We start from the raw sequence: 16,724 nt of genomic DNA, 5'->3' as shown, positions 1-16,724 counted from the left end.
CGAGGGGAAAATAAAGCAGATTCGTGCGCTGTCGCTAGCTCATTCTAATAAGCTAAGTATCGGATAAACGATCTAGTTCATCTGCTAGTAAATCTTGAAAAGCTTCGTTGCAATGGCTGTTAAGATAGATGGATGAAACAATTAGGCTAGAAAGAATTTCGTTTTTTTGGTCTTCTTGCAAGTTAGATAACTGAAGCTGTGAAATTAGCTCCATCACTCGTTTACATTCTTGACCAAGTTCTTGGATTAGAACTTTGAGTGTGCTGTTTTGAATGGCGATGTCACGCGGTTTTAGCTGCATCATTTTTCGATTTTGAAAATTTTGTCTTTGGTCGGTTCATAGTTTAAGTGTTCAAAGCCAATCACGGTGCCAACCTGATTCTTCATCAACAAAATCTCCTCCCCAGTTTCTTCGGTGATAAACTCTTGGGATGGATCGCTAAACCAGACAGTGAGGGTTTTACCAAGTTTGTCGTGGTAAATTTTCAAAGTCTTCATGATCGATTACCAGGCTCTAGGCTGAAAGCTCTCATCATTGGCTAGTTCTACAGAGTCGCCGCACTGGCGAATGACAAATAGACCTTTGCGGTAGGCGTAGCGGTCTACGTCTTGCACAAATTCAATGGCGGCAACGGCTCCATAGATTCGATGGGATGCGTATGCTGGGAAGGCAAGCTTAAATTTCTGAAGCTTTTCACATAGGTCATCGATATCTTGCTGGGTGAGTCGAGATTTGACTTCAATCGCTACGGCCACATCGCCATCAATGGCCAGAATATCAATTTCCATTCGGGCGGCGGGACGGGTGGATTTGGCTCGGCGATAGGTGGTTTGAATGTCTATGCCTCGTGCTTGAAATAACCGCAATACCGCTGGTTCAACCAAGTTCTCAACGAAGGTGCCCCAACGATCACCCAAACGCCCTACTTCCCGGCTGGTGTTGGCGGCAATTTCTTCCAATTTTGCCATACGCCGATCTGCTTCGACTTTAGCTTCCGCCATGCGCTGGTCTGCTTCGGCTTTAGCTTCTGCCATACGGCGATCAAATTCTTCTCGCGAGGCTTTAGCCTCTGCCATCTGCCGCTCTGCTTCGGCTTTAGATTCTGCCATGCGACGATCAAATTCTTCTCGCGAGGCTTGGAGGTCGGCCTGGGAGGCTTTGAAGAGGTCGTAGATATCCTGAAGGGTAACGGGGTCTGCCATGGATGCTTGGGAGGATGACAATGCTGTACCTACCTCCCATTATGCCTGACTAGGATGAGACAGGGGCATGGGATAAGGTGTTATCCACGGTAGCTATGTTGGAAGCTGTTAGGCATAGACATCTGTAGCCTTGGCTTAGACGCTTGGGTTGAACTGAGGCAATCCGCAGACAATGAAGTTAAGATAGGTGCATTGTTCTGCTAGGTTTTGTGATGAGTGGCCATCCGCTGCTGAAAATGGAGATTTCTCAGCTTAGTGTGGCGGAGCGTATTCAGTTAGCTGAGGATCTTTGGGATAGTATTCTGGCTGAGTCAGATGAATTGCCGTGGACCGATGCACAAACCCAGGAACTTGATCGACGGTTGGAGCAATATCAGGCAGATCCAAAAATAGGCTCTTCTTGGGAAGTGGTGAAAGGTCGATTAGAATTATAAAAATTTTATCCAGGGGCAATGATCTGATATTAAGACCAAGGCCAAGTCTAAGCCCACAAAGAAAACTCTGATTCTTTCTAGGGAGAATGTCGATGCTATCGAGTCAGTTAATTGAAACGATTGAGAAACTCTCTCCAGATTTGCAAACAGAAGTCCTTCATTATGCTGAATATCTAGCGGCTAAATATGAAAAAAATCTATCCTCTGAGGCATCGCCTGGGCAATATCGCCAAGCTGGAACGATGAAAGGAATGTTCACCATGGCTGATGACTTTGACGCGCCTTTAGAAGATCTCAAAGACTACATGTAGCCATGACCCTCTTGCTTGATACCCACGCTCTGATCTGGTTTCTCGATAACGATACCCGACTCCCTGCTCTTACCCGCACCCAAATTGAAACTACTCCCACTGTTTTTGTCAGCATTGCTTCTCTTTGGGAAATTGCTATTAAGGCCAACATTGGTAAACTCGCTCTCTCTGCCCCGTTTAGCACCCTTGAGCCTAACTTGGTAGCCTTGGGTATTACGTCATTGCCTATCACGTTCAAAGCCTTGGAGGTTTATCTATCGTTGCCTCTGCACCACCGTGATCCTTTTGACAGAATCCTTATTGCCCAGGCTATCAATCATAATCTGTTCCTTGTCAGCCAGGATAGCCAGATGGATGCCTACCCGATCCAGCGCCTCTGGGAACCTCAGTAAGGTTGACAGTGAAAACCAAGTGGTTATTTTGGACTGATGTCAGCACCGAAAAATGTTTACGGCTAACCCCAGAAGCACTGTGGGATTGACTAGTGTAGCGTCATCCATACAGTGGAGGTTTTTTGAAGAAAAATTCTGATAGATGTTGGAGTGTTGCGTTATTGTCAGCATATCCTAAGAAGCATTGATTTTAGTTTTGCAAGAAGTTGATTTTCTGCCCATGCGGGTATTCTTAAATAGGTAGATGAGTTGTGCTTAATGTTCATCTGCCAACGCTCAGAGACTCAAGCGTCTACTGAGCCTAGTCGTTTGGTCTGTCTTCTTGGTCGCTGAACCGATAACGTATTCACTACACCATAATTGGTGTGGTCTTTTGGGGTATGACGTGAATTAGCAAAGCGTCATCTATGCTGTGCAAAAAATAGATATTTTAGCAATAGCATAACGTATCCTAAGAGCTACAACTCAAGCAAGGTAGCGCCTGCTACTAGTTGTCGCATGAGCGAGAGAATTTGACTATGCCTATCGATCTGGCTCCAATTAAGTCCGCAATCAGTTCTGCACTAACTGGACAAGATATTACCCCCCAAGTTAGTTCATCTGGTTCTCAATTAACTATCGTGCTTAACCGTCAACATGGTAAAAGCGCTGAGTATGAAAGCCTGAGACAGAAAATTATGGATGCCTTATGCAGTCTTGATATTTCTGGCCTAGATCTAATCAAGTTCTATGGCCGGGAAACTGGTAGGCAGCCAGAGTGGCAAATGAAAGCACATTTATCTAAGGACGGTCAAGATACGAACCCGTTTTCATTGTCTGGCTCCAATACGACCTCAGTAAATCAGCAATTGACTAGAATCAATACGCCAATTGCGGCTAGCCAATCTACTGCACAATCAAGTTCTGAGACTGGGCCTAATATCTTCATGATTTTAGTAAGCTGGTCTATGTTTGCTGTCGGCATCTTGATGATGGGTGTTGGTTTAGTTTACGAAACAGCCCCTAGGGATTCCTATGGTTCAAGAACCCATAATATCGGATTGATTAACGCCAAGGAGACTTACACCCATACTGGAGGTTATCTAGCCGTCAGTGGGGCAATATTAGTACACCATTTCTCATCTAAGCGTAGTTGCAAACGGTAATTATCCCTAATCCATTGGCAACATGGATTTCTTTTGCTCCTAGTCAGTAGAAATACAACTCTAGCTAGGGGAAAGGCTAAGAAAAGGATACTCTGTATTTCATAGCTGACTTTACTTACAAGCTAGATCATTCGAGGACATATCTTATGAATCTTACTGCCGCAGTTGACCTTGTAAATCAAATGTTGGAACAACATCGTGTTGAAGTAGGTGAACGTCCAGAGGTAACACCAGTTTCATGGAAAGGAATTAGTATGACTGTGCAGGAAGCAAAGCTAGTTATTGAAGGCTTTGAATCTGCAAAAGTTCAATGCCAAAGAGCCATGAATAACACTCAAACAGGCGGTGAGATCACCACAGTAGCGGCTGGGGGTGCTGGATTAGCTGCAATGGCTACAGGTGTGGCTTTAATGCTATTTCCACCTACGGCAATCGCTGGTGCAATTACACTAATAGGTGGCATTGGTGCGGCAGGCGTTGGCAAGGCTGTTGGTGATGGAGTCAAGAAAATTGGCACAAATAGTAATGGCCAGGAGATTCAACAGCTAGATGCTTACATCGACTCTATCAAGAATGCTATAATTGATTCTTTCTAGGGTATCCTAATTAATTGAATTACTGGGCATCTGAACAGTCTAAAATGACTGGAGCTTCAGGCTCTTCTGATTCAGAATAAGGCAATTAATCGAGGTGTCCTCTAAAGATAGTGCGTTAAGGCCGAGTCTCTTCATCCTGAACCCGGAAGAGCTAGTTTGCAATGATAACTAAGTGGTTATTTAAGGCAAATTTCAGGATCACAAAAATGTTTACAATCAACCCCGATACCATCGTGGAATAGATTACGCTTTGCTAATCCATTCCACAGTGGGAGATCTGGTGAGAGGCAATTTATATCGAGGTAATGCGTTACGCTGTCGCTAGTGCATCCTGAAGATTACTGACGCATCCTACGAACTTTTAGAGGTTATATGAACTGGGAGAAGATTTCAAAAGAGCGTCAAAAAGACGTTTTGGGTTATGAGATTTTGCGAGAAATTATAGACGCTGGAGGAAGTGCAAGCAACCAGTTTATAGCCGAGCGCCTGAGAAAGAAATATCGAATTCCAGAGATATATAAACCTGGAAAAAATGGTGATACATGGACTGATAAGATTTCAGGGCTTTCTATTGGAAGACTCTTACACAAAGGAAGAGTTAAATCTGATGGAAAGAGTTTGGATAAAGAAAGTAGGATTTGGACAGTTACAGATGAAGGAAGAACATTTCTCTATTCAATTCCTGATTCAATCAGGCAACTTATAGAAAGCTTTTCTCAGGAAAATTATTCGGAATCGCCGGAGTTAGAAGAAGAAATTTCTAGAATAGATAACAAGGAATTTCCTTTTTGTGAAAAAGAAAATCCAGTAGAGCAAAGAAAAAGACTTCTTAAATCTATTGCAATCAGGCAAGGACAGCCTAGATTCAGGAGGAATCTTATTGATCGATATGGTTGCTGTCTAATTTCAGGTTGTTCTGTGAAAGACACACTAGAAGCAGCACATATCCATCCGTACGCCGAAAATGGAACAAATCATATATCTAATGGTCTTCTACTTAGAGCGGACTTTCATACTCTATTTGATTTGTATTTACTTGCAATAGATGCAGACTTGGTGATCCACATCCATCCATCTCTGCGTGATTATATTCAGTATATGGAGCTTGAAGGTAAGTATTTAAAGCAAATAGAGATCGCTAAAAATACTATAGACGGGGTGTTACTTGCTGAACATTATCATCGCTTCATTGAAAAAACATGATATAGAGTAGATGAGTACAGCGAAATCTATACTGAGTACTCGCTTCACTCCTAACAATTCACTACTTTCCCACCACCGTCGAAACAATTACCGTCACCGCAGCCACCGCAATGAGGCTAAAAGCAAGCTGAACCACCCACTGGGTTGCCTTTTGGTAGGTGCCAAACTTTTGGTTAAAGGCATTGGTGCTTTGGTTGGCCGCTTCCACCTCCTGGCGTAGTGCTCGGATCTCCTCCAGAATTTGCGCCGCCTGGATGGGGTTGATATTGGGGTTGTCGTCGGTGGCCTGTGCCATAGCTCTGGTGAGGGGAACTGTTCCTATGTTACCCATATCCCCATCTCGACTACCAAGACGGCTGAGCAACTTTGATATAGAAACTTAAAGTTTTGTGTCGCTCTATCATCTAGGCTGTTTGGGGCAAGGGCGCATAGTAAAGCTGCATCAGTTGACTAGCCTCAAGGGTTTCAACGGCATAGGTTTTGCCATTGAGGTCAACAAACTCCACTTCAAAGACCGTTGGCTCATAGACTTCGATAATAGTGCCAACTTGGCCTTTGTATAAACCTAGATCGGGTAGATTTTGGGTTAGGGCTACTGTGTCTAAGATTTTCATAGTTCTTAAGGATAAATCTAGTTGGTTTCATCCAAAGAGCTATCATTTAATCTTTGTTTAGCAGAATGGCGAATATGAAGAATACGAATCGTAAGGCTATTGGCATCCTCGACAATAGTAAAGATGACTCGATATTTACCCCGTCCTTTGCCGTATAGCAATTGCCGAATTTCTACACTAAAAGCACTGTTCTCTGGTGCCAGTGGGCAACGTCTTGGCATTTTGGCTAGAGACTCAATGGCCTGAAGTAAACCTTGATACCATTGTTTAGCGGCCTCTTGAGAAATCTGTTGGGCCATCCATAAAAATGCCTGATCAGCTTCAGCCTCAGCGACGCTGGAAATTTCGACTTGATACATCATGGGTTAGGAGGCAAGTCATATTTACGGCGCTGTTCGGCGGCAAAGTCGCTGAAGTTACGAAACTGCCCTGCTTCAAAGTCATCTAGTCCTTTCTGGATGCCTTGGATGGCGGCTTCATTGTCGTCGTCGTCCCATTCTAGGATGTCGCTGAGGAGGTCGGCGGCGACAATGGCGATGTCTTGTCCTTGGCGTTCGGCCTTGGCCTGAAGTTTGGCTTCAAGGTCGGGGGGTAGAGAGATGAGGATGGCCATACAGCACCAGCGGAAATAACCTATGGACAATTGTAGCCTTGGCTTTATTTTTCTTGGCGGCTAAGGAGCCAGCGGTCGAGGGAACGTTGGCTTTCGCTACTGCGACGACCTGCGAGTAAGCCTTCCATGCCAATATGCTCATCGAGATCGGGCCATTCGATGGCATATCCTTCACCCAACAATTGCCAGTTGGCCCTTTCTTGCTTAGATCCATGCATAAGACGGGGATACCATACCAAAGGCACAACTAGACTGCGACCGTCAGCAAGTTCAACGATGAGCTTGTCAGCTTCAAAGGAGATTGCTACCGCAAGGGGTTCTGTTTCAAGGGTCAAAGTAGTCATGCCAAGCCTCCAGAATGGCCTTTTGAATAGACATTAGGAACGCTACGTATCCCCAAAGCTGCAAGTTAAATCTCTGATAAATGGTCTATTTCATCTGCCAGTAAACCTTGGAAAGCTTCGTCGCAATGGCTACTTAGATGGATGGATGAGACAATTAGGCCAGAAAGAATTTCGATTTTTTGGTCTTCTTGCAAGTTAGATAACTGAAGCTGTGAAATTAGCTCCATCACCCGTTCACATTCTTGACCAAGTTCTTGGATTAGAACTTTGAGTGTGCTGTTTTGGATGGCGATGTCACGCGGTTTTAGCTGCATCATTCTTCGATTTTGAAAATTTTGTCTTTGGTCGGTTCATAGTTTAAGCGCTCAAAACCAATCACGGTACCAGCATGATTCTTCATCAATAGCACCTCCTCCCCAGTTTCTTCGGCAATAAACTCCTCGGATGGATCACCGAACCAGACGGTTAGAGTTTTGCCAAGTTCGTCGTAGTAGATCTTTAGGGTGTCCATAGTCTCTTACCAGACTTTAGGGGGATGACAATAATGTACCTACCTCCCATTATGCCTGACTAGGATGAGGCAGTGTTGTGTATCGCCGGAGCAAGTCTACCAGTGCGTTCTCAAGAAAATACGGCTGCTGGCGGAGGAGCCACGCCCGGATGGTGCGCTGAAGCTTAAGGGTATGGGGGCTGAGTATTGTATTCGTATGGGTGATTATCGTCTACGCTATAAAGTTGATGATGAAAACCAAGTAGTTATTCTGGGCCAATGTCAGCACCGCAAAAGTTTCTATGACTAACCCCAGGATCACAAATCAAAATTCACAACCAAACTGATTGCTTAATTGATTTTTTATAGGTTCAAAATTCCTAAATCCTTCTGCTCCATGATGATTTAGACTCCTCTGAAGCATAATGGCAAGATTTGAGACACAAGGATCCTCACTTCTACGTAGATAAGATATACTCCTCTGAGAAGTCTGTATATCCCAATGCTCGATAGCATTGTTAAGGTCATTCAAATAAGATTGCTCCTGGTCAGCGTCTAGTTTTTGCGGCTGAGATCCTGTTGCTAACGAAAGTAATAAAGAAGCTAAGATGATTCCTCCAATCATCCCGAGCAAGCTAAGAAAAGCACCGTAGCCATCTTGTCCAGAATGTGTCACCGTCTCTTCTTGGTAGGTTTTTTGTTGCTCTCTGTGAAGTTGTTCCTGTTTATCCTTTTCCTTTTTCAATAATTGGGCTTGAATATAATCACTCAAACGCAAAAGTGACTGATGAAAAGGCTCTAGCCAACTCTTCAAGTAATCAGGAGTCTTTTTTTCATCAAAATATTTGAAAAAGTGAGGATCATGATATGAATCGTAATTCCAGCCTTTTCTTAGGCAATAAAGATCTGACATCCAAACTAAGGCTGCTTCATGCATTGTCACTATTGCATCTAAAATTTGTTTAATGCATTCATGGTGATCGTGATCAACTTTTAGGGAGTTATACACTTCTCTCCAGTTAAAAGCTGCTAGAGAAAATTGCACAGGATCTACCGAAACAAACTTTTTATCCTCTTCTTCAGAAGAATTAATCTCCTGCATAGGAGAGGTCATAGTGACGTATATGTAAACCTCGTCATAATTTATTTGACTATTTAAGATGAGGAGGGGAATGCCTGAGAAATTCTTGCAAAATATAAATGCATGAGCCTTGTCTATGGGCTCTTTGAAAACATTTAGACAGGTTGCAGAATCAGATTTATCTGAAAGAACAGTATTATTCCGACTACTGAGCGCATAGTACTTTTTGGCTAAAATATCAAGTTTATACTCATTCTTACTTCGGATTGATTCAAAGTGCGTGGAAAAGGGATTTTCCACGCTAATCTGAGGCGGAGCCGGAAGAACTAGAAGCTTATTGGTTTGTGATAAAAATAAATCGCAGATATCACTCCTGCTGATATTAAAAGGCCAGTAGTGATAATCTATTTCATTTTGAATCTGTTCTCTCTTAAGAGAAATAATATCTTTGTGATAATCATTCTGCTTTATGGCTTTCCCCAAAGACTTAAAGGATTGATTTAGGAAGGCGGTAACCTCCTCTAAAGATGGGCCTACAAGCGTGTTCCAGACATTAGTGATGTGGTTATTATTATTGCCTTGAAAGCTTGCTTGGTTTTGAATTGAATCCCTTTGAGCTTGCGAGAACTGGCTACCTTCGACTGAAGAATTAGAAATATCAATGCTTTGCTCAAAATTTTCGTTGTGCATTTCAATCCACTTTGATTTTCATTGACAAATTTAATGCGAGGCAAGATTGAGGCTAAAGAAAAGTCCCCGCTGCTAATCCTAAATATTTGAATATGGGCATCAGCAATGGCTTCGCTTTTTCTAGAATATTTTGACTAGATTCCATTGCCTTATCTGTATTTTCCAAGGTTGAAACCAGCCTCTTTAGATTTGCTGCCGCAAAATCTTTATTGCCTTCTTGTCCTTTTATTTCCTCTTCTGCTATTTCCACATAGCTCAAAGAGCGTGATGCTTTTTCGGGGGGCATTTCGGCAGAGTTAATCAAATCCTTAAGCTGATTAAAGAGTGCAATAATATCCTCAAGCCTAATTTCGGCCTGGATATCGTCAGAATTTCTTTGATTCTGAGTCAGATCTCTGCCTGACTGCCCAAACTGATTATTTTTAAGCTGACTTCCAGAAATATTGATTGATTGATGGCTTTTGTCATTAGGCATGGTAACTTCCCTGATTCCCAGATTGTCTGGATTCTTTGAGCCTGATCATAACAAATGAAACTAAGTGGCATCAACCATGACCCATGTAATAAATGAACTACACCTCATTCGCTACAAGTATGAAATGTCATGCTCCGATGCATAGACCTTGACATCATAAAAAGTATCTTTTTATACATTTGATTGCAAAGCCAGAAAGGTCGATTCCTTGCGCTGACACTAAAGTCAGATACAAGTATAGCCAGAGACCAAAGGGGCAGGCATGGCCTAAACCACACCCACCCCAGAGGTTAGCTATTCAGCCTAGCAAGAGCGTAACCCTAGCCCACCCGGTCTTCGGTTTTGGCGATTTCCAGCATGGTTTTCAACACCGTGTCGGGGTTGAGGCTGATGGAATCGATGCCCAGTTCCACCAAGAAGGCGGCGAATTCTGGGTAATCGCTGGGGGCCTGTCCGCAGATGCCGATCTTGCGTCCGGTGGCTTTGGCGCGGGTGATGACTTGGCGCACCAGTTCCTTCACCCCGGCGTTGCGTTCGTCAAAGATGTGGGCCACCAGGGCAGAGTCGCGATCCAGACCCAGGGTGAGCTGGGTGAGGTCGTTGGAGCCGATGGAGAAGCCATCGAAGACTTCCGCAAACTGGTCGGCCAGGATGACATTGCTGGGAATCTCGCACATGACGTAGACTTCCAGGCCATTTTCGCCGCGCTTGAGGCCGTATTTTTCCATGGTTTCTAGCACGCGCTTGCCCTCTTCGGGGGTGCGGCAGAAGGGAATCATGGGGATGACATTGGTGAGGCCCATGTCATCGCGGACGCGCTTGATCGCCTTACACTCTAGGCCGTAGGCTTCGGTGTACTTGGGATCGTAGTAGCGGGATGCGCCGCGCCAGCCGATCATCGGGTTTTCTTCGTGGGGTTCAAACTCGCGACCGCCGATTAGGTTGGCGTACTCGTTGCTCTTGAAGTCCGACATGCGGACGACAACGGGGTTGGGATAGAAGGCGGCGGCGATCATCCCTACGCCCGTGGCCAGTTTGTCTACGAAGAACTCTGGCTTGTTGTCGTAGTTGGCGGTGAGTTGGGAGATTTCCCACTTGGCGGCCTTGTCTTCGAGCTTATCGAAGTTCATTAGGGCCAGGGGGTGAGCCTTAATCTGGTTGGCGATGATGAATTCCAACCGGGCCAGACCGACGCCATCGCAGGGAATGGCGGACAGGCCAAAGGCTTCTTCAGGGTTGCCCACGTTCATCAGGATCTTGGTGCGGGTGCGGGGCAGGTTATCCAGGGGCGTTTCGATCACCTCGAAGGGCACCATCCCGGCATAAACCCGTCCTTCTTCACCCTCGGCACAGGAGACCGTCACTTCCTGTCCCGGCTTGATCACCTCTGTGGCATCGCCGCAGCCGACGATGGCCGGAATGCCCATTTCCCGCGCAATGATGGCGGCGTGGCAGGTGCGCCCACCCTGGTTGGTGATGATGGCGCTGGATTTTTTCATGATCGGTTCCCAGTCGGGGTCGGTGCGGTTGGTGACGAGCACTTCCCCTTCTTGGAACTCAGCGATGCGGTGGACATCCATGATTACGCGGGCCTTGCCTGCGCCGATCATTTCGCCGACCGCCCGTCCGGTGGTGATCACCTCGCTGGTGCCTTGCAGCTTGTAGTTTTTGATCACGCTGCCAGATTTCTGGGACTGCACCGTTTCAGGCCGCGCCTGCACAATGTACAGTTCCCCGGTCATGCCGTCCTTGGCCCACTCAATGTCCATCGGGGTTTCTTTGCCCCGGTGTGCGCTGTAGTGGTCTTCAATGATGCAGGCCCACTTGGCGAGGATGAGGGCTTCATCGTCGCTGATGCAGAACTTCTTGCGGTCAGGTTCGGCCACGGGTACGTTCTTGGTTTCCTTGCCGCCGCCGATGTCGTAGATCATTTTGATCTCTTTGCTGCCCAGACGCTTGTTAAGGATGGGGCGCTTGCCATCCTTGAGGGTGGGCTTGAAGACAAAGTATTCATCGGGGTTGACGGCCCCCTGCACCACGTTTTCGCCCAAGCCGTAGGCGGCGGTGATCAGGGCAGCGTTCTTAAACCCGGTTTCCGTATCAATGGAGAACATCACGCCGGAGGTGGCCAGGTCAGACCGCACCATCTTTTGCACACCCACGGACAGGGCGACGGAAAATTCGTCGAAGCCGTCAATCCGCTCGGCGTACTGGTGGCGGTAGGAGATGGCCCGGTCGGTGAACAGCGACGCAAAGCACTTGTGGCAGGCTTCCACCACGCCCTTTACGCCGTGGACGTTCAGGTAGGTTTCCTGCTGTCCGGCAAAGCTGGCATCGGGCAGGTCTTCCGCCGTTGCCGAGGAACGCACCGCCACATCCAGATCGCTGGAGAACTTGCGGCACTCATCGGCATACTCGCCCTCGAAGCGCTCACAGAATTCCTGATCTTGGCCGTAGCGGTCGCACAGCCGCAGGTAGGCGCTACTAATCGCCGCTTCCAGTTCGGGGGGGAAGGGAGTGTTCATCACCATGGAACGAGCCTGCTTACCCCGTGCCCGCAGATCCAGCACATCATCGAGATCCAGTTCGGCAAACAGTTCCCGCAGTTGCGCTTCCAGTCCGGCCTTTTCAATAAAGTAGCGGTAGGCAAAGGCGGTGGTGGCAAAGCCCGTGGGCACGTTCACGCCCTTGGAACCCAACTGCTGAATCATTTCCCCCAAAGAGGCATTCTTGCCGCCCACCAGAGGAATATCATCGATGCCGACTTCCTCAAACCAGAGGATAAAGGAGTTTTCCTTAGAGTGTTGACTGGAGAGGTTGCCTTCTGGACGATGAGATAGCACCATAATAAGTCTCCAAACGCAATAGGATTTGATCTGCAATGCCTAGACACCACAAATGCACGAAAACACGGTCAAAACGTAGCGGCTAAAGGCTGAAAAGATGTTGAGACAGCCTGGGCAAAAACACGAAATAACGACACCAAAAACCAGCCCAAAAGCTGTTTCCAATAGCTCTTAAGCGCCTTCGCTGGGAGGTAAAGCCATAAATTTTGCTTTACTTCCCTATCGTAGAATTTGCTTTGGTAAATGTCGCTACAATGACATGGTTATTTAAGGTCTTCGTTTCAAGTCTTAATCTTTTATAAAAGCAAATTGTTTTAGCAAAAGTTATAGAAAATATCCCATGCCTCACGCTGTAGGGGAGAGGTTTCCTCGCCCGACGCAGGATCCTTGTGCCAGTCAACCAGGGTTGCCCCGCCCGCTGAGGCTGGGGGTAAACGGGCCGGATCTAGGCTTCCTCGTCGCTGGTCGCTGGGTTGGCGGCTGAGAGAAGGGTGAGTAGGGGGCCGACCTGTTCCTGACCGCTGACGGCGAGATCGCTATGGCAGAGGAAAACCCGTTCGGTGGCGCGGCCTAGGAGGTCGTGGAGGGTACGGTCTAGGCGGGCTTGGTGGAGGGCTTCGAGGTCATCGCTGCGCCAGGGGCGTCCGGCGTAGGAGGAGAGAAAAATCGGGAAGCCAAACAAACTATCGGCGGCCAGCCAGCGGGGGGAACCGATATCCAGCCAAAAGTGCCAGCGGTGGCGCATTCGTTGCAAACGGTACTGGAACACCGTTGCCAAGGTGACCCCCTGCTGGGCGGGGTCAATGGGTTGGGCGGGGTAGGGGTTGGCGGCCACGGTGCCCTGGCGCAGCAGGGTAATGAACCGCTCGGTGGCGCTTTTTTCGGTGAGAATCTGGGCGGTGGGGGGGCTAAAGTGGGCAGAGCTAACGGGACTGGCACTCACGGAACTGGCACTCACAGGGCTGGGGTAGCGGGCGGAGGACGACCGCCGGGGAGCTTGGGGTTCGCGTTGGCGCAGTTGGCTATCCACCATCCAGTATTGTTGGGCGGTTTCCACCAGTTCTCGCAGGGCGGTAAGTTGGTCTGCCGGGAGATGGTGCCCGCCGCCGTAGAAGGTTTGGATGGCGCGATCCAAAAAGCCCACCACCCCAGGGATAAACCGCTGCTGCTGTTGCTCCTGCTGTTGGGCAATCCACTGGCGCAGGTGGTTGTAGCATTGGGTGGCCCTATAGCCGAGGCGATACCAGCGCTCGAATCGCTCCACGGGCAGCAGTTGGGGCCGATCCAACTGGGGGGCAAAGCAGTGATCCACCAGCAGTTCCGCCCGCACGGGGTCAATTTGCACTGTGTCGAACCAGGGGGCCACATCGGGGGACTGGGGCCGTTGGCTGAGCACCACCAGCATTTCCGCTACCGAGTCGGCATCGGCCAGGTGGCCTAGATTGGGATAGACAAAGGTGATCAGGGTCAACAAGGCCCGTACCAGGGGTGAGTGAATTAAGGGCCGCTGATCGTTCAATGAAGCAACGGGAATGCCGTGACCCAACAAAATTTCCGCCAGGGTGTAGCGGGCAATGGTGTCGAGCCCCGGCCCCACAATGGCGATCTCCCCAGGGGTAATCTGTTTTGCCGCTACCGCCTCGGCAATCACCTCCCCCACCTGCCGCAGTAGTGCCCCCCTGGAGGTGGTTTGCAGACTATGGAACGGATCTAAGGGCGTCGGTAAGGCCAGGGGATTGGCCACCCACTCCACCACGGTATCGGCCCAGGGGTTGGCTAGGGTGCCCTCCGGCAGGGGCAGGGTTTCCACCACCGCACAGATCTCCCGCAGGGTTTCCAACCGATCTGGGTCGCTGCGTACCCCCAGGCGCACCTTGCCCTGGGGGTTCCAGGTCATCACCACCGGGTGGCCCTGGTCGATAAACAGCCGCAGCCACTCAGCGGCCACAGCAGGATACTCGTCTAGGTCATCCACCCAAACGCCCCCATAGCGGGCCAGCAATTTTTCGCGATAGAGCGGATGGGGCAGCAGGTAGCGCCAGTATAGTTCGGTCATCACCCCGTAGGTGAGCAGGCTGTGATTCAGGCACCAGTCACGCCAAGCCACCAACGCCTCCCCCACCGTGCGCCACACCGCCTCCGGGGCAAATCCGGCGGGGATTCCCTCCGGCAACAGGGTCGGCAAGTCCTCGGCGGGAATCGTCGCTGAAGCCGCCATGTTGAAAAAATCCAGGGCACGGCTGACCATCTGGGACTCCGACCAGCCCTCAACCCCCATCGACCCATCCCGTAGCCGTTCCTGCCAAAAGCGAGTGGCAAATTCCTCCTCATTTTCGGGCCGAAGCTGCAACGGAAACTGCGGCATTGGCCCCAGGTGTGGCACCAGTAACGGCCAAAACAGCGTCACCTCATCCTGAATAAATCCGCTGGGGGTGGTGGTGACCAGCGGAATTCGCCCCTGGATGCGGCTAGAGAGATAGTCCGCCAAACTGAGCCGATTGTCGCCAATGGCCGCAAACACCAGCACCGTTTGCCCCGGTGCCAGGGGGGAGGGACGCTCCGGGTTAGCCCAATCCAAAAGCTGATCCACCAACCAGGTAGTTTTACCGCTGCCCGTTGGCCCCTCACACCAGCGCGGCCATCCGTTGGGGGCACCTTGGGCAGGTTGGGGAACCGAGGATGCAGCCATCACCATACCGAGGAACGAAACCGAGGAACGAAACCGAGGATCGGATCTATAAAGATCACCATACCCCAAGGCAAAAGATGACTGGACGGACAACCCTGCTCAGCACCCAGATGCGTCAACGGGTCAGGAGACCTGACCCCTACCATTATCTCCAGACGGTAGGGGCGAGGTCTCCTCGTCCAGCGCAGAATCGTTGGTCGGTCAACCAGGGCAACATCCTCCCACGCAGCCCAATCACGCCACGCAAAAGAGGGCAACTCCCCTAGGACTTGCCCCCTTTTGCGTCGTATTGATCAGGTTCAAGGGTCGAGACCCCTGGCGATTACGAAACGGAGATGGCTACCACAAACAGCCCTACCACCAGCGCCGCCGCCAGACCGCCCAGGATGATGTAGTTGCGCTTTTGGTTAGCCGTGGGGGGTTCCGCCTCATACATTTTGGGCTCGTTGGCGAAGTTATTCAGGCGTCCGCCTTCTTCAGTGGTGTAGGGCATAGTTAAGCATCCTTACCTAAAACTTTAACTAGCTTAGCAAAGGTTCGACAGGATCGGCGGCAGGGGATCCACCCTTGCCAAATGGCCAGCGGTGACGGGTGGGCTATAGCAAAAACTGCTCGATGGCCACGGCCACCCCGTCTTCCTCCACGCCGGGGGCCACCCAGTCCGCCGCCTGCTGCACCGGAATCGGCGCCTCGCCCATGGCCACCCCCACCCCGGCATAGCGCAACATTTCTAGATCGTTGAAGTTGTCGCCCACGGTCATCACCTGGTCAGGCTTGAGGTCGAGCAGATCCTCCGCCACAAAGCGCACCGCCTCGCCTTTGTTGGCCAGGGGATGGGTGGCCTCCACGAAGTAATCCACCGAACGGGTGAGGTAGAGGTCATCGCTGGCGTAGCGCTGCTCTAAATCGGCCAAAATTTGGCTAATCAACGCAGTATTGCCGCTGAGGGCCAGCAATTTGGTGGTTTCAAGGTGGTTCTGGCGATGCATCAACGTGGCTAAATCCCCCACCGCTAAGGGGTCAACCCCCGACCGTTCCGCGTAGGCTTGGGTATCTTCGATGACGGCCCGCACATGGAGTTGGTCGTCGATGTAGAGGTGAATCGACAAATCCTGCTGAGCTTCCATGGGAGCGAGGTAGGCCAGCAGATCGAGGGCGAGGGCACGGGGGAGGGGGGTGTGGCGGTGTAGGGTGTCGGTACGGGGACATTTGATGAACGCGCCTTGGTAGGCCATCAGCGGCAGGGTAGATTCCACGGCTTGGTGAAACCGCAGAGCCGCCTGATACATGCGCCCCGTGGCAATGGCCACGGCAATGCCACGCCCTTGGACTTCCTGAATGGCCGTCAACACCCGTGGCGAAATTTGGTTGGATTCCCCCGCTAGGGTGCCGTCAATGTCTAACACTAGCAGCCGAATATCCTTTGCCATCGTTCCTCTCCCTGCGCCAAGTCTGTGATTGAGCCCATTATCCCTGGCTTTAGAAACGAACTCTAGAAACGAACTGTGAACAACGAACTATGAACTGTGATCACCACGACCGCCCAAACCCTAGGGGAATGCCGTATAACTGCTTTAGCCACCCTTGATTGATCCCCA

General features: G+C 49.6%; 22 protein-coding genes. 6 read left to right on the top strand and 16 right to left on the bottom strand.

Features of this window, described 5'->3' with window-relative positions; all coding sequences use genetic code 11:
* Nucleotides 1–52 precede the first annotated feature (52 nt).
* The 3 genes from H6G62_RS03380 to H6G62_RS03370 are packed head-to-tail and all read right to left on the bottom strand — an operon-like array spanning nucleotide 53 to nucleotide 1,203.
* Complete coding sequence (locus H6G62_RS03380) at nucleotides 53–304, bottom strand: hypothetical protein (protein WP_242051805.1); 252 nt, start codon at nucleotides 302–304, stop codon at nucleotides 53–55.
* Entirely contained in the window at nucleotides 301–498 is a 198-nt protein-coding gene (locus H6G62_RS03375; RefSeq protein ID WP_190492700.1) for a DUF2283 domain-containing protein, read from the bottom strand. The genes H6G62_RS03380 and H6G62_RS03375 overlap by 4 nt, the downstream gene beginning before the upstream one ends.
* Nucleotides 499–504: 6 nt before the next feature.
* Nucleotides 505–1,203, bottom strand: coding sequence for a hypothetical protein (locus H6G62_RS03370; protein WP_190492699.1), 699 nt, complete (start codon nucleotides 1,201–1,203; stop codon nucleotides 505–507).
* Nucleotides 1,204–1,415: 212 nt separating this feature from the next.
* Here H6G62_RS03370 and H6G62_RS03365 point away from each other — a divergent pair, with 212 nt between their 5' ends.
* The 6 genes from H6G62_RS03365 to H6G62_RS03340 all read left to right on the top strand — a co-directional run bounded on the left by H6G62_RS03365 (nucleotide 1,416) and on the right by H6G62_RS03340 (nucleotide 5,284).
* Entirely contained in the window at nucleotides 1,416–1,637 is a 222-nt protein-coding gene (locus H6G62_RS03365) for an addiction module protein (RefSeq protein ID WP_190492698.1), read from the top strand.
* A gap of 86 nt (nucleotides 1,638–1,723) precedes the next feature.
* Nucleotides 1,724–1,948, top strand: coding sequence for a DUF2281 domain-containing protein (locus H6G62_RS03360; RefSeq protein ID WP_199324706.1), 225 nt, complete (start codon nucleotides 1,724–1,726; stop codon nucleotides 1,946–1,948).
* A 2-nt stretch (nucleotides 1,949–1,950) separates the two neighbouring features.
* Nucleotides 1,951–2,340 (top strand): type II toxin-antitoxin system VapC family toxin, encoded by a 390-nt coding sequence (locus tag H6G62_RS03355; protein ID WP_190492697.1) that lies wholly within the window; start codon nucleotides 1,951–1,953, stop codon nucleotides 2,338–2,340.
* 518 nt (nucleotides 2,341–2,858) lie between these two features.
* Entirely contained in the window at nucleotides 2,859–3,485 is a 627-nt protein-coding gene (locus tag H6G62_RS03350; RefSeq protein ID WP_190492696.1) for a hypothetical protein, read from the top strand.
* A 146-nt stretch (nucleotides 3,486–3,631) separates the two neighbouring features.
* Nucleotides 3,632–4,081, top strand: a complete 450-nt coding sequence (locus tag H6G62_RS03345; RefSeq protein ID WP_190492695.1) for a hypothetical protein — start codon at nucleotides 3,632–3,634, stop codon at nucleotides 4,079–4,081.
* A gap of 372 nt (nucleotides 4,082–4,453) precedes the next feature.
* The gene (locus tag H6G62_RS03340; protein ID WP_190492694.1) at nucleotides 4,454–5,284 is read left to right on the top strand and encodes an HNH endonuclease; all 831 of its coding nucleotides are present in this window, start codon (nucleotides 4,454–4,456) and stop codon (nucleotides 5,282–5,284) included.
* A gap of 61 nt (nucleotides 5,285–5,345) precedes the next feature.
* Here H6G62_RS03340 and H6G62_RS03335 read toward each other — a convergent pair whose 3' ends face one another.
* From H6G62_RS03335 to H6G62_RS03270, 13 genes are all read right to left on the bottom strand, one after another.
* Nucleotides 5,346–5,615 carry a hypothetical protein gene (locus H6G62_RS03335; protein ID WP_199324705.1) on the bottom strand — a complete coding sequence of 90 codons (270 nt, stop codon included), beginning with the start codon at nucleotides 5,613–5,615 and terminating at the stop codon, nucleotides 5,346–5,348.
* A gap of 73 nt (nucleotides 5,616–5,688) precedes the next feature.
* A complete protein-coding gene (locus H6G62_RS03330) occupies nucleotides 5,689–5,898 on the bottom strand; it encodes a DUF4926 domain-containing protein (protein WP_190492693.1) in 210 nt (69 codons plus the stop codon).
* 17 nt (nucleotides 5,899–5,915) lie between these two features.
* Nucleotides 5,916–6,260, bottom strand: coding sequence for a type II toxin-antitoxin system RelE/ParE family toxin (locus tag H6G62_RS03325; RefSeq protein WP_190492692.1), 345 nt, complete (start codon nucleotides 6,258–6,260; stop codon nucleotides 5,916–5,918).
* A complete protein-coding gene (locus H6G62_RS03320; RefSeq protein ID WP_190492691.1) occupies nucleotides 6,257–6,511 on the bottom strand; it encodes a hypothetical protein in 255 nt (84 codons plus the stop codon). Before H6G62_RS03320 ends, H6G62_RS03325 begins: the two co-directional genes overlap by 4 nt.
* A 44-nt stretch (nucleotides 6,512–6,555) precedes the next feature.
* Nucleotides 6,556–6,855, bottom strand: coding sequence for a DUF2442 domain-containing protein (locus H6G62_RS03315; protein WP_190492690.1), 300 nt, complete (start codon nucleotides 6,853–6,855; stop codon nucleotides 6,556–6,558).
* A gap of 65 nt (nucleotides 6,856–6,920) precedes the next feature.
* A complete protein-coding gene (locus H6G62_RS03310; protein ID WP_242051804.1) occupies nucleotides 6,921–7,172 on the bottom strand; it encodes a hypothetical protein in 252 nt (83 codons plus the stop codon).
* Nucleotides 7,169–7,366, bottom strand: coding sequence for a DUF2283 domain-containing protein (locus tag H6G62_RS03305; protein ID WP_190492689.1), 198 nt, complete (start codon nucleotides 7,364–7,366; stop codon nucleotides 7,169–7,171). Before H6G62_RS03305 ends, H6G62_RS03310 begins: the two co-directional genes overlap by 4 nt.
* A 304-nt stretch (nucleotides 7,367–7,670) precedes the next feature.
* The gene (locus H6G62_RS03295) at nucleotides 7,671–9,116 is read right to left on the bottom strand and encodes a hypothetical protein (protein WP_190492687.1); all 1,446 of its coding nucleotides are present in this window, start codon (nucleotides 9,114–9,116) and stop codon (nucleotides 7,671–7,673) included.
* A gap of 52 nt (nucleotides 9,117–9,168) precedes the next feature.
* A complete protein-coding gene (locus tag H6G62_RS03290) occupies nucleotides 9,169–9,591 on the bottom strand; it encodes a hypothetical protein (protein ID WP_190492686.1) in 423 nt (140 codons plus the stop codon).
* A 320-nt stretch (nucleotides 9,592–9,911) separates the two neighbouring features.
* The gene (ppsA, locus tag H6G62_RS03285; RefSeq protein WP_190492685.1) at nucleotides 9,912–12,437 is read right to left on the bottom strand and encodes a phosphoenolpyruvate synthase; all 2,526 of its coding nucleotides are present in this window, start codon (nucleotides 12,435–12,437) and stop codon (nucleotides 9,912–9,914) included.
* A gap of 445 nt (nucleotides 12,438–12,882) precedes the next feature.
* Nucleotides 12,883–15,126 (bottom strand): hypothetical protein, encoded by a 2,244-nt coding sequence (locus H6G62_RS03280; RefSeq protein ID WP_190492684.1) that lies wholly within the window; start codon nucleotides 15,124–15,126, stop codon nucleotides 12,883–12,885.
* 322 nt (nucleotides 15,127–15,448) lie between these two features.
* Nucleotides 15,449–15,619 carry a ssl1498 family light-harvesting-like protein gene (locus H6G62_RS03275; protein WP_190492683.1) on the bottom strand — a complete coding sequence of 57 codons (171 nt, stop codon included), beginning with the start codon at nucleotides 15,617–15,619 and terminating at the stop codon, nucleotides 15,449–15,451.
* A 103-nt stretch (nucleotides 15,620–15,722) separates the two neighbouring features.
* Nucleotides 15,723–16,556 (bottom strand): Cof-type HAD-IIB family hydrolase, encoded by an 834-nt coding sequence (locus H6G62_RS03270; protein WP_190492682.1) that lies wholly within the window; start codon nucleotides 16,554–16,556, stop codon nucleotides 15,723–15,725.
* Between the last annotated feature and the right edge of the window lie 168 nt (nucleotides 16,557–16,724).

Source organism: Phormidium sp. FACHB-1136 (genome assembly GCF_014697375.1).
In the GTDB taxonomy this organism is placed as follows: domain Bacteria; phylum Cyanobacteriota; class Cyanobacteriia; order Phormidesmidales; family Phormidesmidaceae; genus Nodosilinea.
The sequence above is the reverse complement of the archived record's forward strand: the minus strand, read 5'-3'. Positions and strand labels throughout refer to the sequence as shown.